At 66.9% G+C, this 15344-nt stretch carries 15 protein-coding genes and 2 pseudogenes; 9 read left to right on the forward strand and 8 right to left on the reverse strand.

Going from position 1 to position 15344, the window contains the following annotated elements; translation table 11 throughout:
* Window positions 1-183: 183 nt before the first annotated feature.
* Window positions 184-684 carry a DUF421 domain-containing protein gene (locus NAMU_RS01985; RefSeq protein WP_015745743.1) on the reverse strand — a complete coding sequence of 167 codons (501 nt, stop codon included), beginning with the start codon at window positions 682-684 and terminating at the stop codon, window positions 184-186.
* Between the two features lie 262 nt (window positions 685-946).
* Here NAMU_RS01985 and NAMU_RS30310 point away from each other — a divergent pair, with 262 nt between their 5' ends.
* Together NAMU_RS30310 and NAMU_RS01990 are read left to right on the forward strand one after the other, a co-directional pair.
* Window positions 947-1246: a hypothetical protein gene (locus NAMU_RS30310; RefSeq protein WP_217180718.1), complete on the forward strand. Its 300-nt coding sequence runs from the start codon at window positions 947-949 to the stop codon at window positions 1244-1246.
* Window positions 1247-1265: 19 nt separating this feature from the next.
* On the forward strand, window positions 1266-2087 hold the full coding sequence (locus NAMU_RS01990) for a mechanosensitive ion channel family protein (protein ID WP_217180720.1): 822 nt from the start codon (window positions 1266-1268) through the stop codon (window positions 2085-2087).
* Window positions 2088-2139: 52 nt separating this feature from the next.
* On the opposite strand, the pseudogene NAMU_RS01995 reads toward NAMU_RS01990, so the two are convergent.
* Window positions 2140-2322, reverse strand: a pseudogene (locus tag NAMU_RS01995) (transposase); the annotation flags it as partial.
* A 67-nt stretch (window positions 2323-2389) separates the two neighbouring features.
* Between NAMU_RS01995 and NAMU_RS29030 the strand changes: the two are divergent.
* A pseudogene (locus NAMU_RS29030) lies at window positions 2390-2606 on the forward strand (transposase); the annotation flags it as partial.
* Between the two features lie 135 nt (window positions 2607-2741).
* On the opposite strand, the gene NAMU_RS02000 reads toward NAMU_RS29030, so the two are convergent.
* The 3 genes from NAMU_RS02000 to nhaA all read right to left on the reverse strand — a co-directional run bounded on the left by NAMU_RS02000 (window position 2742) and on the right by nhaA (window position 6130).
* The gene (locus NAMU_RS02000; protein WP_015745744.1) at window positions 2742-4223 is read right to left on the reverse strand and encodes an alanine/glycine:cation symporter family protein; all 1482 of its coding nucleotides are present in this window, start codon (window positions 4221-4223) and stop codon (window positions 2742-2744) included.
* Complete coding sequence (locus NAMU_RS02005) at window positions 4223-4654, reverse strand: universal stress protein (RefSeq protein ID WP_015745745.1); 432 nt, start codon at window positions 4652-4654, stop codon at window positions 4223-4225. The genes NAMU_RS02000 and NAMU_RS02005 overlap by 1 nt, the downstream gene beginning before the upstream one ends.
* A 162-nt stretch (window positions 4655-4816) precedes the next feature.
* Window positions 4817-6130 (reverse strand): Na+/H+ antiporter NhaA, encoded by a 1314-nt coding sequence (gene nhaA, locus NAMU_RS02010; protein ID WP_015745746.1) that lies wholly within the window; start codon window positions 6128-6130, stop codon window positions 4817-4819.
* Between the two features lie 614 nt (window positions 6131-6744).
* Here nhaA and NAMU_RS02015 point away from each other — a divergent pair.
* Window positions 6745-7230, forward strand: a complete 486-nt coding sequence (locus tag NAMU_RS02015) for a cation:proton antiporter regulatory subunit (RefSeq protein WP_015745747.1) — start codon at window positions 6745-6747, stop codon at window positions 7228-7230.
* A gap of 5 nt (window positions 7231-7235) precedes the next feature.
* Window positions 7236-8402, forward strand: coding sequence for a cation:proton antiporter (locus NAMU_RS02020; protein WP_015745748.1), 1167 nt, complete (start codon window positions 7236-7238; stop codon window positions 8400-8402).
* Between the two features lie 42 nt (window positions 8403-8444).
* On the opposite strand, the gene NAMU_RS31645 is transcribed toward NAMU_RS02020, so the two are convergent.
* Entirely contained in the window at window positions 8445-8954 is a 510-nt protein-coding gene (locus tag NAMU_RS31645) for a DUF6444 domain-containing protein (protein WP_407669180.1), read from the reverse strand.
* A 232-nt stretch (window positions 8955-9186) separates the two neighbouring features.
* Here NAMU_RS31645 and NAMU_RS02035 point away from each other — a divergent pair, with 232 nt between their 5' ends.
* The 4 genes from NAMU_RS02035 to NAMU_RS26900 all read left to right on the forward strand — a co-directional run bounded on the left by NAMU_RS02035 (window position 9187) and on the right by NAMU_RS26900 (window position 12327).
* Window positions 9187-9762 carry a response regulator gene (locus NAMU_RS02035; protein WP_015745749.1) on the forward strand — a complete coding sequence of 192 codons (576 nt, stop codon included), beginning with the start codon at window positions 9187-9189 and terminating at the stop codon, window positions 9760-9762.
* A 39-nt stretch (window positions 9763-9801) separates the two neighbouring features.
* On the forward strand, window positions 9802-10089 hold the full coding sequence (locus NAMU_RS02040; RefSeq protein ID WP_015745750.1) for a DUF3040 domain-containing protein: 288 nt from the start codon (window positions 9802-9804) through the stop codon (window positions 10087-10089).
* Window positions 10090-10606: 517 nt separating this feature from the next.
* Entirely contained in the window at window positions 10607-11419 is an 813-nt protein-coding gene (locus tag NAMU_RS02045) for a hypothetical protein (RefSeq protein ID WP_015745751.1), read from the forward strand.
* Window positions 11419-12327: a helix-turn-helix domain-containing protein gene (locus NAMU_RS26900; protein ID WP_015745752.1), complete on the forward strand. Its 909-nt coding sequence runs from the start codon at window positions 11419-11421 to the stop codon at window positions 12325-12327. Before NAMU_RS02045 ends, NAMU_RS26900 begins: the two co-directional genes overlap by 1 nt.
* Window positions 12328-12973: 646 nt before the next feature.
* Here NAMU_RS26900 and NAMU_RS02055 read toward each other — a convergent pair.
* Window positions 12974-13732 (reverse strand): CPBP family intramembrane glutamic endopeptidase, encoded by a 759-nt coding sequence (locus tag NAMU_RS02055; RefSeq protein ID WP_041368330.1) that lies wholly within the window; start codon window positions 13730-13732, stop codon window positions 12974-12976.
* A 152-nt stretch (window positions 13733-13884) separates the two neighbouring features.
* A complete protein-coding gene (locus NAMU_RS02060) occupies window positions 13885-15249 on the reverse strand; it encodes an alpha/beta fold hydrolase (RefSeq protein WP_015745754.1) in 1365 nt (454 codons plus the stop codon).
* Window positions 15250-15344: the final 95 nt, after the last annotated feature.

Raw genomic sequence — 15344 nt, forward strand, 5'->3', positions numbered from 1 at the left:
CAGGTCTCGGTCGATCGTTCCTGACGTCGAAGGCGCTCGGCTAGGGGGGACAGCTGCTGGACGTGCCCCTGGACTTATCCGTTGACCGCGGCGATACTGCCGCCCGCAATTCACTGCTGGCGCCTTCCCCGGCCGGCGGCCTGAGCGCGTCCATCCCGGCGCAGTTCGGGATCGCCGGCCGGTTCAGGGGGTGTGCATCGCCGAACCGCTGCCCAGTTGCCGCGCACTGATCACACTGAGCTTTCCATCCGTCTCGAGGACGACGGCCGAGACCAGCTCCAGGCCGCCGACTCCGGCGGCTCGTACGGCCGCGAGCAGGCTTTCGTAGGAGATTCGTTCGCGAAGCAGCGCGTCGCGGACGGGACGACCATCCCGCAATAGGACAGTCGGCTCCGAGGTCAGCATTCGTCGGACCCAGGAAATACGCACTGACATCACCGCGACGACGAACTGCAGTGCCACCAACAGCGCCAAAGCCACAGCGCCCTCGAGCCAGGCGACGGTGTCGCTCAATACGACCGTGGCCAGGGTGGACCCGAGAGCAACCGTGATGATGAAGTCGAACGCATTTAATTGCGCGAGAGTGCGTTTTCCAGAAAATCGTAGCACGGCAATCAGCCAGACATAGGTGAGCGGGGCGACCACCAGCACTCGAAGCAGCCCATCGAAAGTGTCGTAGAACATGAAGCTCCTCGTTGGTCTCACCCTGCGGTGTATTTGGCGGCTCGGATCACTCGAATCGACCGGCAGCACTGAATCCACACCAGCGACCGTCCGCAGTGAGCCAAGGACACATGCTACCGCTCGCGCGCGCTCGAAATGAGCGCGCACGGCAAAGGCCGAACTTGTTTGGGATGCCCTTAGCTGGGTATTCAGCGTTGGTGGCGTCCCTTCCGGTGCCCGTCGCGTCCTCCCTTGTGTCCAGCGGAGCGGTAACGGAGTTGTGATGTCCCTCTATCTCATTGACCGGCTGGCCCAGGTACTGGCCGATGGTTCGAGCGACGCGGTGACCGTCTTCGGCATCACGCTGGTCGGTGTGAGCGTCACCACTGCGGTGAAGCTGATGTTCACCGTTGGTCTGGTGGTGGTTGTACTGGGTTTACGGTGGCTGGCCTTATTCGTCACGCGCCGGGTGCTGGGTGGGGAGGTCGCTGACCCGCGCAGGTTCTGGGTGCGCCAAGGTGTGCAGCTGGTTGCGGCAGCGACCCTTGCGATCGGGTTCTTGTTCTATCTGGGTGACACCTGAGACCGATCTCAGTACGGGGGTGGGGCTGGTCACCGCCGGTCTGGCGTTCGCCTTGCAGCAGGTTGTCCTCTCCCTCGCCGCGTACTTTGTGATCCTCCGGGGCGATACCTTCGGAATCGGCGATCGGATCACCCTGGGCGGGGTGCGTGGTGATGTCGTCAAGCTGGGTTTCCTCAAGACCACGATCATGGAAATGGGTCAGCCGCCGGCCGTGGAAGGTGCAGATCCCGCAATCTGGGTTCATTCGCGGCAGTACACGGGGCGTCTGGTGACCGTGACCAACGGTGCCATCTTTAACGAGCCGGTCTATAACTACACACGTGATTTTCCTTTCCTGTGGGAAGAAATCGTCGTGCCGATCGGATACGCCAGCGACCGTGGTCGGGTGGAACAAATCCTCCTCGCCGCCGCGCACGACCATGCGGTGGTCGACGATCCGATGGCTCGGCAGGCGTTATCGAAAATGCGGGCCAAGTACGCCATGGCGGATGCGACTACGGAGCCAGCGGTTTACTGGCGAATCACCGACAATTGGCTCGAGATGTCGTTGCGATTCCTGGTGTTCCACCGCGGGGTTCGAGAAATAAAGGACCGAATTAACCGGGACATCATGAATGGGCTGGATGCCAGCGGAATCCGAATCGCAAGTGCGACCTACGAGGTCGTGGGCTTGCCGGCATTTCAGATGATCGACAACCGGAGCCAGGACGGGCAGACCCGAATTCGCGGTGCTCAGACGGTCGGCGAGATGCCAACGGTCGAGGAGAGTCCGGCCGCTCTTGTCGTGAGTGCGCCACCAGAGACTCGAACCTCCAACATGCCGATTAGTGGATCTTCGTGAATCAGCGTTCACCGGCGACGCCATGATCGATACCTGCGATTTCGACAGTGCGGTCACGCCTTGCGACCCGGGTGTCGAAATCCCGGTGCCGATGGCCGTTGCGGGAGTTGACCCGGTCCGGGCTGCGTTCGCCGTAGCCGGCACCGCACAACGCGTCGGCCTCGGCGCCCATCAGCGTCTGAATGAACGTCGAAAGCATCGAGCGAAGCAGGTCCGGGCTCGCCGACGCGAGCATGTCGCCGACGGCGGTCGTCGGGTCGTTAGGCTGTGCAGACCTGAGCGCTGACCTATTCCTGGAAGGGATCTACTTCGCCCGCCCGGGGCAACCCTGGATCGGGCCGGTCAAACGAGAACATGAACGGCCTGCTGCGTCAGTACCTACCGCGCAGCAGCGACCTGGCCACGTTCACCGCCGAGGACCTGATCGCCATCGCCGCACGATTGCACGACCGGCCCCGCAAGATCCTGGACTGGCGCACACCAGCAAAGGTCTTCGTCTCCCGACTACCCTGCCCATGACCAGCAGTGTTGCGACGACCGCTAGAAACCGCGCTGGAACCCGCCTGACGCCAGGGGGTCAGTTTTCAGCCGTCGTCGACAGATCGCGACGATCCTTCCGTCGACCGCGGACGTGCTGGTACCCATCCGTCGCGGTCAGTGCTTGTCGACCATTTCGATCTCGCCGGATTGGATTCGTTCCCAGTACCCGTTGATCTCCTTCTTGAGCACCCGGGCGAGCAGGTACAGGCCGATGAGGTTGGGGACCGACATCAGGAAGATCATCGAGTCGGAGAACCCGATGACCGGACCGAGTGACAGCGTTGCGCCGATCAGGGTGAAGACGCAGAAGACGGCCTTGAAGATGTTCTCCGCTTTGGCGCTGTCGCCGAACAGGTAGCCGGTGGCCTTCATGCCGTAGTACGACCAGGCGATCATGGTGGAGAACGCGAACAGCACGACCGCGACCACCAGGACAAACTGGAACCATGGCAGTACCGACTGGAAGGCGGCTGTTGTCAACCCGACCCCGCCGAGCTCCGAGGAATTGGGATCGTCCCAGACACCGGTGATGACGATGACCAGGGCCGTCATGGTGCAGATGACGATGGTGTCGATGAACGGCTCCAGCAGGGACACGAAACCCTCGGTGGCAGGTTCCTTCGTCCGGACCGCCGAGTGCGCGATCGACGCCGACCCGACGCCGGCCTCGTTGGAGAATGCGGCCCGCTGGAATCCCACGATGAGAACGCCGACGACCCCGCCAACGACCCCCTCCGGGTTGAACGCGCCGCTGATGATCTGACCGAACGCGGCCGGAATCATCGAGACGTTCGCGAAGATGACGACCAGCGCTGCGGTGATGTACAGCACCGCCATGAACGGCACGATCTTGTCGGTGACCCTGGCGATCGACTTGATGCCACCGATGATCACCAGCGCCACCAGGATCGCGAAGACCAGCCCGAACGCCCATTTGTAGTCCTCGCCGCCGAAGACCTCGACGATCAGCGCGGTGGCCTGATTCGACTGGAACATGTTGCCGCCGCCGAGAGACCCGCCGACGCAGCAGACGGCGAAGACGATGGCCATCACCTTGCCGAGCCGGGGCTTACCCAGTTTCGCGATGCCGTCGCGCAGGTAGTACATCGGGCCGCCGGACACCGAGCCGTCCGCATGCTCCTTGCGGTACTTGACCCCAAGGGTGCATTCGGCCATCTTCAGGCTCATCCCGAAGAACCCGGCGACGATCATCCAGAACGTCGCACCCGGTCCGCCGAGGCTGATGGCCACCGCGACCCCGGCGATGTTCCCCAGGCCCACCGTGCCGGAGACCGCCGTGGCCAAGGCCTGGAAGTGGGACACCTCCCCGGCGTCCTCCGGGTGGGAGTACCGGCCGCGGACCAGATCGATGGCGTGCTTGAACCCAACAATGTTCTTGAAGCCCAAGAAGATCGTGAAGAAGACCGCACCGGTGATGAGCCAGAGCACGATGACCGGAACGCCGACGCCGAAGAATTCGAAGCGGTAGAACACGATCCCTTCGATCCAGGTCGCGATCGGACCAACGGCGTCGTTGACCGCCGCGTCGATGCCGGACGGCTCGGTTTCCTCCGCAGCGACGAATGCCGTGGCCATCACGGGACCACCGTGACCGCGACCGGGGAGTTCAGGATCAGCCGGCCCGGTATCCCGCCGTAGAGCACCTTCTTCATCCGACTTTCTCCGGTGCGACCGACAACGACGTGGTCCACGTGGTGTTCCTCGGCAAGCTCGACCAGCACCTCGACCGGGTGCCCGTGCCGGGTGATGCCGTCGGCTCTTGCTCCGGCCTCCTTGGCCTTCGTCAGCGCGGGTTCGAGCAACTGCGTGGTAGCGGCCTGGATCTCGTGCTCGCGTTCACCGGCACGGAACTCGTTCTCCTCGTTCGTCTGAAACGAATACGGCGACCACGGAATTGCGTGGACGATGAGCACTTCCGCGTTGGCCCACCGTGCCAGCCGGAGACCAAGGGCGAGTGCCCGGTCACTGGCTTCGCTGCTGTCGATACCGATCAGGATGCTTGTCATGACACTCCCAGGTGGATGGTCGACCAGCCGAAGGGCCCGGTCGGGTAACCGTGAAGAGGGGCGAAGCAGAGTCCTACGGGGTCAGGCGATGCTGGTTCCGGTCTTCCGGGTGGTGGTCCTTCCTGGAGCGACAGCCCGTTCCGGCTACGTCCTGCAGGGTCGTCACGATTCGGGTGGGTCCAAAGGCGTTCTCATCTGATAGATGTCGGGGATTCCGTCGTGGTCGTCGTCTCGTTCCTCCTCCTCGCAGATGGCGCGGTAGCGGCGGTTCCGCATCCGCAGGAGCACCGCCGCCAGCACAGCGGCCGTCACCGATCCGGCCAGGACGGCGATCTTGACGTGATCGTCGGCGGCGGAGCTACCGCCGAAGGCGAGTTCCCCGATCAACAGGGACACGGTGAAGCCGACACCGCCGAGCAGGGCCACCCCGGTCAGATCGGGCCAGGTCAGCCCCCTCTGCAACGGACGGCGGGTGAGTCTCGACGTCAGATAGGTAGCGGTCAGGATGCCGACCGGTTTCCCCAGGACCAGACCGGCGATGATGCCGACCGCGATCGGGTCGGTCAACGCTGACCGCAAACCGGACCAACCACCGATCGCGACGCCGGCCGAGAACAAGGCGAACACCGGCACCGCGATCCCGGCGGAAATGGGCCGCCAGAGATGCTCGAAGTGCTCCGCCATCCCCGGTCGGTCATCGTCCTTGCCTCTGACCTTCCGGGCGCGCACCGGGACCGCGAACCCGAGCAGCACCCCGGCGACGGTGGCGTGCACCCCCGACGCGTGCACCAACGACCAGGTGACGAACGCCAGCGGCAGCAGCAGCCACCAGGAACTGATTCTTCTCTGCACCAGGACCGTGAACAGGGCCAACGGCGCCAGCGCGAGCAGCAGCCACACCGGTTGGAGGTCGTCGGTATAGAACACGGCGATGATCGTGATGGCCAGCAGGTCGTCGACAACGGCCAGGGTGAGCAGGAAGGTTCGCAACGCCGCCGGCAAATGGGTGGAGATGACCGCCAGCACAGCCAACGCGAAGGCAATGTCCGTGGCGGTCGGGATCGCCCACCCCTTAGGGCCGGTTCCGCCGGCGATCACCAGATACAGCAGGGCGGGGACGATCATCCCGCCGAATGCGGCGGCCACCGGTACCACGGCGCGGTGCGGGTCCCGAAGGTCACCGGCCACGAACTCGCGTTTGAGTTCCAACCCGGCGACGAAGAAGAAGATCGCCAGCAACCCGTCGCCGGCCCACTCGCCGACCGTGAGGTTCAGATGCAGTGCAGCAGGTCCGAGCTCGGTATCCAACAGTTGGAAGTAGCTTTCCGAAACCGCTGTGTTGGCCCAGACCAGGGCCACCACTGTTGCCAGGAGTAACAGGCCACCGCCGACTGTTTCCTTGCGGAGGATATGGGCGACACGACCGTCCTCGGCCCACGTCCCGGGTGAGAACAACGTGCGGGGGGAGCCGACCATGGCGGAAGCCCTTCGGAAGTTTCTGGCGTCATCAGCGTTATGCCGACCAGACTTCCCGGCGCACCACGGTCAGCCTAGCCGAGTACCAGCCGTCGCCGCGCAGCCCAGGCCGGAAGCAGAGTGCCATCGCGCAGCGACGGAGAAGCTCGGCTTTCAGTAGTCGTGCAGCTCCCCGTCTCCAACGGTTGTGTCGAGGGCTTCGGAAGGGCCCGGTCTTGCCGGTGATGATCGCAAGGAACTTTCGGTGAGTGCCCGGAATCTGCCGCTGATTGGCCGCCGGTTCAGGTCGCGGTAGGTGCCGGCGAGGATGTTCTTGTCATCGGCTGTGACGACCTCGTGCCGGGCGGGGGCCGGTGCGGGGTCGTGGCTTTCGGACTTCTCGTCACCTTCGCGCCGTTGCGGATCTTGGAGAACGGCTTCTGTCTTGGGGGCAGAAGTAGTTCGTCGTCAACGACTGCACCCCAGATCTCGTTCAGCAGCAACAACGCTGCCGCCGTGTGCCACCGGTGTCAGCCGACCACGGTCCGGGCGACCGCCCAGTACCATGCTCCATGGGCCGGATTCCACGACGGTCGTTCGACCACGCAGGCCGACATCCAGGGGACAATCACGCCGTGGATGTCACTGAGACTCTTCTTCCGGGTGTTGGCATCCGGTATGAGTTCGTTACCAGGTCCGGCGCCCATATCGGTCTGATCTCCCGTCGGGACGGACGCATCGATGTCGGCGTGTACGACCGGAGCGACGCGGATGTGTGGATCGAGCTGGTCCGCCTTACTCCGGCGGAGGCCGACACCTTGGCCGAGTTGCTCGGCGCGCCACGCATCGCTGAGAGATTCGCCGATCTGACCAGGGAGATCCCCGGACTTGTCGCGGCCCAGGTCGAGATTGAACCGGGATCGACCTTCGCCGGGCGGACTCTCGGGGAGACACGTGCACGCTCGCGGACGGGCGCCTCTGTGGTTGCGGTCGTCCGGTCTGCCGGAGTCGTCGCCGCTCCTACTCCGAGCCAGCCGCTGACCGCCGGCGACGTGCTGGTGGTGTTGGGCACGGAGGACGGCATCGCCGCGCTCCGGCGGATCCTGACCGGGGTGGGGTAGCTCTCGTGCATGTCAGCGCGGCGTTCCTGGTCGAGTTCGGCATCCTGTTGCTCATCCTGGGTGCGGTCAGCGCTGTTGCCGGGAAGCTGGGTCTGTCCGCGGTGCCGTTGTTCCTGATCGCCGGACTATTCGTCGGCCCCGGCGGCCTGCTGCCGGTTCCTGCCGCGGCCCCGTTCCTGGAGGCGGGGGCGGTGATCGGCGTGGTGCTGCTCCTGCTGTCCCTCGGTTTGGAGTTCTCCGCGGACGAGTTCACTCAGGCGCTGCGGCGCCACACGCCCAGTGGCGTGGTCGATCTGGTGCTGAACGCGGTTCCCGGGGTGGTCGCCGGTCTGCTGCTCGGACTTCCTGTCGCCGGCGTGGTCGCGCTCGGTGGGATCACCTGGGTGTCCTCATCCGGCATCGTCTCGCGCACCCTGTCAGACCTGGGTCGACTGGGCTACCGGGAAACGCCCGCGGTGCTCTCGGTTCTGGTCCTCGAGGATGTCGCGATGGCGGTCTATCTGCCCATGCTGGGCATCCTGCTGGCCGGCACCGCCTTCCTGGCCGGACTGGCGGGAGTCCTGGTGGCGGTGGTCGCCCTGATCGGCGTGCTCATGCTTTCCCGCTGGTCGGGACCCGTGATCGGGTGGCTGATCACGCACGACTCGGACGAACAGGTGCTGCTGCGGCTGCTCGCGTTGACCTTGCTGGTCGCCGGCGCGGCCGAGTACATGGGCATCTCTGCAGCGGTCGGCGCGTTCCTGGTTGGCCTGGCCGTGCCGGCGGAGGCTGCCGAGTCCGTCCGCCGGGTGATCGGCCCGCTCCGGGATCTGTTCGCCGCCGCATTCTTCCTCTCCTTCGGCTACGCGATCGACCCGCGGGACATGCCGCCGGCCCTGGTCGTGGCGGCCCTGCTCGCGGTGGTCACCGCGGTCACCAAGGTGATCACCGGTTGGTTCGCGGCCCGCCGCGACGGTGTCGGTGCCCGTGGTCGGCGGCGGGCCGGGACGGCGCTGATCGCGCGGGGTGAATTCTCGATGGTCATCGCCGGTCTGGCGGTGGCCGCCGGCGTGACCGAGATCGGGCCGCTGGCCGCGACCTACGTGTTGCTGCTCGCCGTCGGAGGTTCGCTGCTCACCCGTCTGTCCGGACAGGGCAGGGACAGACTCGCGCATCCGCACCGCCAGGCTTGATCGAGGCCCTCGCGCGTCGAGCCGATTCGCCGGCATGGGCTCTCACACCACCCGACAGCCATCCGTCCGGCACCATGTCGAGAACTCGACGCGCGGCCGATCTGGCCGGCTGATGTTTGGCCGCTCAGGGTTGACGCAGTCATGCACGTGCGATTGAGGCCCGCGGCGTTCGGGTCGTCGGCGTCGGCCCAGTCCGCGGTGGTGACCGTTCCGCAGCCGCAGGTCTTGGCCAGCAGTTGGTGTTCGGTGATCACCGGCGCCGTCACCGGCGGCACGGACGACCTGCCGCCGTTCGGCGACCGTCGATGTCGAACCGTCCAGCGGGCCGCAGCAGCCCCGGGAGGTTTGCGGTTCGATCGGCACGACCTGGTCGGGTGTGTCGGACAGGGAATGGGGCACCCCGGGATCGCCGGGCTGCTTGCCGGGCTTGCGACTTGACCGCTGCTGCGCCGACCGCGGCTTGGCGGGTTCCTTGTCCCACGGGGCGTCCGAGGACGGCGGTCGGGACGAGTTCGACGAGTCCGCACCCAACCGCCGTTCCAGGTCGGCCACCCCGGGCGGTCAGGACCTGGATTTGTTCGGTCAGCAACCGATGCAGCTCGGCCTGGGCGCGGACCTGTTCGGTTTGCAACCGGATCCGTTCGGCTTGACCGGCGATCAACTCGGCCTGCGAGCGCGTACTGATCACCGCGCTGAAGTGGTGTCCAGCCACCATGGACAGCGGGCCGCGTGACTGTGACGCTGGCAACATGCCCAGCCTCGCCCCGGAACATCTGCCGCCAGGTTGCGAGCGTCAACGCGTTGCCCGCACGCCGGCGACGGCAGCGAGGCCGTCCAGCGCGCCGCCATGATGGACATCGATCTGGCCATCCTGGACATTGCGATGCCGCGGATGACCGGTTTGCAGGCCGCCCGCGAGATATCCCGGCGAGCAACCGGTCTGCGCATTCTGATGCTGTCGATGTACGACAACGAGCAATACTTCTTCGAGGCACTGAAGGCGGGCGCGGCCGGATACGTGCTGAAGTCCGTCGCCGACCGTGACCTGGTCGAGGCCTGCCGGGCGGTGCGGCGGGGCGAGCCGTTCGTCTACGCGGGCGCGCTGACCGCCCTGATCACCGAGTATCTGCGCCGCAGCCGCAACGGTGACCGGATCCCGACCAGCATCCTGACTCCCCGCGAAGAGGAAATCGTCAAGCTGATCGCCGAGGGACACTCGTCCCGGGAGATCGCGGACACCCTGGTGATCAGCGCGAAGACCGTTGACCGGCACCGGGCCAACATCATGCAGAAGCTCGGCATGCACGACCGCCTGGACCTGACCAGGTTCGCCATCCGCGTCGGCCTGGTCGAACCCTGACCACCGACCCCGCCACAGCCATCCTGAGAGGAGAACCCGATGCCGCTGTCGGACGAACACCGCCACGCGCTCGATGAGATCGAACGTGCCCTGAAGAAGGACGACCCCCGGTTCGCGGCCACCGTCAACATCGATCAGATTCAGCGGCACCGCCGCCGCTGGACCATCATCGCCGCCGCCCTGTTCCTGCTCGGCGTGGTACTGCTGATCACCGGACTGGTCACCAGCGATTCCTATCTGCTCGTCGGAGCAATCATCAGCAGCATCGGGTTCCTCACCATGCCCGCCGCCATCGCGGTGTTCCTCGACCACCGCTTCAATCTCTGAACGGGACTCGCTACGCCCGTGCGGTTGGCCACGGTGTCGCCGTCGACCGCAAGCGTGGCGAACATGACCAGGCCCAACGAACTCGCGCCTACTGTTGTCACTCCGGTCGGTTCCCACGGTTCAAGCTCGCAGCCGTCCGGGACGCCCACCCCTCGGCATCCCGCGCAGCTCGTGGGGTGATTCAGCTCGCCCACCAACGCTGCTGTCAAACGGCCAGCAAGATCACCCGTGATCGTTTACATGGCCGCTGACCTGCACAAACAGTGCGCGCCCGGAGGGATTCGAACCCCCAACCTTCTGATCCGTAGTCCCGGCGGGCGTCAATCAGCTTGTGTCGCAGCGTCTCTGACGTGCGGCAACGTGTCTACCGCCGTCGGGCAAGGTGTGTCGAAATCGGCACCCATTGCTGTCAACTACTGCTATCAAGTTGGCTTCCGGATCCAGGCGTTCGCAGCCACTTCGGGAGCGATTCCGGAGAACCTCACGGGCCCTTCGAGTATGCCACTGGGCGACGCTGATGTCCGCGGCTGATCGTGCGCAGACGGCGGTGGACGAACGGGGCGCGGCTGGTTCGGGCGACGACCTGAGCGTGCTGCTGGCGGCGGTCGCCGCCGAGAGTTGGGGCGGTGACGCCGGCCGGCGGGCGGTCGGCATCATGCGGTCGGCCTGCCGGCGGGAGGCGACGCACTGGATCCGGACGGCCGGCTGGTTGACCGACGAAGGCCTGTCCGAGGTGTGGGAACAGATGGACCGGCTGGTCCGGGCGGGCCGGTTCGCCGACGCTCCCGGGTTGTTGCGGGTCGCCGTTCGCCGGGCGTATGCGGCGGAGGCGGCCGCGGCGCAGACGTGTATGGGGTCGGCGTCGACGCGGGGTCTGATCGGTGCGGTCCGTCGGGCCGACGTGTCCGTGGTCAGCGCGCTCGACGAGGACTCGCCGGCGGTCGACGCCGGTGGGTTGGGCCGGCCGGCGGCGCCGGACTGGATGCGAACCTTGGCTGCAGTGCTGGCGATGGAGGGCTGGCCGTGGCCGGTTGCGCCGTTGCACGCGGTGATGGCGTCCGCGGCCGGCGCGGCGAGCACCTCTCGCCGGTGCCGGTCGGCGATGGCCGCTCACCGGACGGGCGTGCCTGCCGCGACATGGTCGGCGCTGGACCTGCTGACCCTGGGGTCGGGACCCGGTTGTCGGCCTGAGGCGCGGGCCACCGGGGTCGCGATGCAGATCGATGCCCTTGGGGCGGCCGGCGTCCGAGCCAACCCTGAGCTGATGCGAGTAGTCCGAGCGGCGGTCCAGGGCCGGGTAGTTCGTACGGGACGCAAGCGGGCGGCGTGATGGCGTTGCACTCTGTTGACGGGCCGGCCGACGCCGCCTCTGGGTCGGGTATCGACGTCGACGCGGAGGCCGGGTTCTTCGAGATGTCGCCGGCCGGCGCCGAGCAGGTCACTATGCAGATTCGGTCGATGATGGAACGGGCCTGGGAGTACATCGCCATCGCCTACCAGGGCCGCGCGCACATCGCTCTGGGCTACGAGACCTGGGATCAGTACGTCGACGACCGCCTGGGCGATCTGCGGCTGACCGTGCCCCGCGAAGAGCGAGGTGCTGTGGTCCAGTCGCTGTCCCGGGCGCAGATGTCGTTGCGGGCGATCGCGAAGGTCCTGGGCGTCGATCCCGCAACGGTGCACCGGGCGCTTGGCGCGGACGATTCCGCGGGAGCAGATGATGCCGAGGAGCTGGCGCCGGTTCGTGGGAGGGACGGCAAGACCTACCCGCGTCGCCGACGGCAGCGGGTCGCGAGCGCATGTTCGATCTGCGGTGAGCTGCATGACGAGTCGCTGGATGAGTGCCCGTGGGACTTGTTCGCCCAAGGCCTCGGCCCGCGGCCCGTTTGGCGGGGTGCCGGTCTTGAAGGTCCGAGCCACGACCGGAAGGGCGCGGATGTGATGGTCGAGGAGCCGCCAGAGGAGATTGAAGGCTTGGCCGCCGACGGGCATCCGGCAGTGGGTGCAATGGACGCGTTTCCTGTGGTGACGATCGTCGACTCGGTGACCCGGGCGGTGTGCCTCGTGGAGGAGCTTGACACGCTGCCCCAACTGGTCGATGAGATTGAGGTGGCTGGTGCGACAGCGGGGGCCGGGCTCGTCGACGTCATCCGCGAGCTGACCCGGCATCTGCGGGCTCAGGCTGCCACGATGGTGGCGCTCGTCGGTCGTCTCGAACGGCTCACGCCACCCCTGTGATCTGGGCTTTGGCACCCAAGGCGGGGTTGGCCAACACTCCAGCGTGCGATGTTGCACTTGTCGGCAACAGTGAGGCCGACAATGTCATTCATCATGGTCCAGAGTGAGAATTTTTGAGGACGTGGGAATGTTCGGGGACGGCAAGACCGGCGAGTCCTCGTCTCCGGCACCGACCCGGTCCGCGGGCCGTGGCAGCACATCGCGTTCCTTCCCGACCCGCTTCCGGAGCAGTCGCCGGACCTGACCGGTGCCACGGAACGGATCGTCGCGAACGCCCGGGCGGCGCTGGCAGCGCTGGACAGCACGGAGCGCCAGCTTCCCAACCCCAGGCTCTTGTCTTGCGGCGCCCGACGCTGCGCCATGAGGACCAGCAAGAGGGAATACTGCGTCGTCCACACCACCTGAGCTGTTCTGACCGTTCATGTAGCAATCCACAACTCTTCCAGACCGCCGCGGCCGGTCCGACGGCTACGAGTCCCTCGCGCCGCGTAGGCCAGACCAGACCCCGCACGGTTGTGTCGACGCGGCCACCGCAGCATCCGTCCGAAGATCATCGATGTCCCGACGATGCCTGGAACCCCTGCCGGTCACGCCGGCGCCAAGAATGAGCACAAGAGCGAAATCGGTCTCGAATTGGCTGTCGTGCTCACAGCCCGAGCAGGCCGTTGCGCACCGCGTCGATCGCCGAATGTGCGAAGGCCGGACCTGCGAGGTTGCCGCTGCGTCGCCAGGCCAGCGACAGCGGGATGCCGATCGCGCAGTGCCAGGTGACCAGGGAGAGTAGGAGGAGCGGGAACGGCATCCCGTGGGCGACGGGGAGGTGCCAGAGCCCCCACAGCACGGAGACGAGCAGGGCGGACTGCCAGCCTCGGGCGTCCCCGGGATGGTGCAGGTGGGAGTCCAGTGCTCCGCGGAACGCGACCTCCTCGATCACGAACGTGGCCGGGAAGTAAATCGCCGTCCACCTCAGCACGCTCCCGACCAAGGCCATGAGGTCGACCGAGGTACCGGTGGCCACCTGAAACCCGCCGACGACGACCAGGTTGCCGACGACCCCGAGGGTGGTGGCCAGCGCCGCCGACCGGAATACGGCGCGCACCGAGGCACTGCGCAGGGCATACGCCGCCGCGGCGGCGCCGACGATCGCCGCCGCGTACCAGCCGATGACCGATGGGTTCCCGCCGCCGACCGCCTTCACGCCCCAGTAGGCCGGGGCCAGCGCGAGCAGTGCCGTGACGGCCACGTCGCGGCGGCTCAACCCGGAACGCGCACCGCCGCGGCGAACCCACAGCTCGCGCAGGGGCCGGCGGCGCACGAACAGCTGGAAGGCGACGGTGAGCGGGATTCCCATCAAGAGGTAGGTCTCGGAGCTACCGGGGACCAGGTAGCCGAGGCCGACCCACACGGCGATGAACGTGAATCCTTCGACGAGACGGCGTCGGCGGGAACGGACAGGGGCCGGGACTGGGCGTGCGTTCCAGACTGATCGGTGGGAGACCTGCCGGGCGGGTGCGGGAGACATCGGATTCCCTCTGGTCGGTCGAGTGGGTGCCGGGGTCAGGCAGTGGTCACCGGCGAACCGGAGCCGACGGCGTGGACGACGGCGGTGATGGCCGCCACGGAGGCGTCGGAGCCGGGCCCGTCTTCCACAACGCCGGCGTGGGAGGAGTTGACGACGCTGTGGATGCTGTCGCTCGAGAGGGTCGCGAGCCGGTCTTGCTCTGCGGGCCAGCCCTCCGTGCTCAGGTTCTCGGAGGCCGTGACGACGGCCAGTGGGCGGTCGCCGAGGGTGGTAAGCGTCTGAGCCTGCTCGAAGAGGTCGGGGATGATCGAGAGCTCGTCCCGGCCGTTGCGCTTGGCCCGGACGGTGGAGCCCATCGCGTCGACTGTGTCTGCGTCCGCGCCGGGCAGGTGCGAGGTGGGGGTGCTGGCCGGTCCCAGCCCGATCCGGGCCAGTGTGGGCAGGAGGGCGAGCCCACGCTTCATCAGCGCGTACTGCGTGGGGTAGGCGGGCATCTCGGTGAACTGCCTGGGGCTGGCGCTGTCCAGGAGCACCATGCCGGCCACGTCCTGTGGGTACTGCGCGGCGTAGGTGAGGGCATACGGGCCGCCGATGGAGTGGCCGACGAGGACGTAGGGACCGTGCTCGCCGGCGGCGGCCAGCAGGGCGTGGAGGTCTGCGGCGGCGGCGATACCGTCCTGGGGGCGGTCGACGTCGTCGCTCCAGCCCTGGCCGGCGCGGTCGTAGGCACACACCCTTGTGGTCGCGCTGACCTGGTCGTCGATCCGGGCCCAGGAGCCGGAGAACTCGCCGAGGCCGTTGAACAGCACCGCGGTGGGTCCTCCCGCCCCGTGGCACTGGATGTGCAGTCGGTGGTCGCCCACGGAGTAGCTCTGGCCGGGGGCGGGGTGGTCCTGGGCGAACCCAACGGAAGTGACGTTCTGGACTCCTGCGCCGACGGAGGCGAGAGTAAGGACGACGAACACCGGCGTCAGCAGCCACCGGGCCCGGCCGGGCATGGCGCGGCGGGACCGGGCGTACATCCAGGCGACGAGGGCGAGCATGAGTGGCGGCCACACCCAGTTGAGGGCCGTGAGGGCGGCATCTTGGGGAGCGCAGACCATCAGGCCGGCCCCGGTTGCCATCATGGCGGCGGCCGGGACTCGCGCCCAGCGCTGAGGTTGGCTCGTCTTCCGCTCGGAGATGACGGCCAGCGCGGCCCAGCCGAGGCCGAAGCCGAACAGCAGGGAGCCGGTGACGACCCCCTCGGCGGCACCCGGGAAGACCGCCATGGTCAGCACCAGAGCGATGGTCGCCCCGATCGCCAGGGATGCGAGGACGACGCGGGTGAGGGCCCAGCAGCCCGGGCGTCGATCGTCGTTCACGGGCGTCGTGCGGGTGGTGGGTGCGGGTACGGTCATCGCGGTCTCGCTTTCGCAGTGGTGCCAGGGATGTGCTGGTGCACTGCGTCCGAGCGTTGACTCGATACCGGTCGCTCACCCCGGTCAGATGGCCG

The organism is Nakamurella multipartita DSM 44233 (genome assembly GCF_000024365.1).
In the GTDB taxonomy this organism is placed as follows: Bacteria; Actinomycetota; Actinomycetes; order Mycobacteriales; family Nakamurellaceae; genus Nakamurella; species Nakamurella multipartita.